We start from the raw sequence: 214 nt of genomic DNA, 5'->3' as shown, positions 1-214 counted from the left end.
AGCATTTCAAAAACAGTTGCTCGGACAACAGGAAACTGCCCTTATAAAACAAGAAGTCACTTATGAAGACAGCGCAGATGTTGTTGCCAAATGGACTGGAATCCCTGTAACGAAGATGCTTCAAAGCGAACGCGAGAAGTTACTGAAACACGAGGATGAATTGGATAAGCGCGTTGTTGGACAAGAGGAGGCAATTGAAGCTGTAAGCGATGCT

General features: G+C 44.4%; 1 protein-coding gene. It reads left to right on the top strand.

The genetic code is table 11. The annotated features are described in order from the left end of the window. A partial coding sequence (locus ACRHOC_RS15815) for a hypothetical protein (protein ID WP_431159517.1) occupies positions 1 to 214 on the top strand: 214 nt, incomplete at both ends.

This window comes from Winogradskyella poriferorum, assembly GCF_050618035.1.
Taxonomy (GTDB): Bacteria; Bacteroidota; Bacteroidia; order Flavobacteriales; family Flavobacteriaceae; genus Winogradskyella; species Winogradskyella poriferorum_A.
The sequence above is the reverse complement of the archived record's forward strand: the minus strand, read 5'-3'. Positions and strand labels throughout refer to the sequence as shown.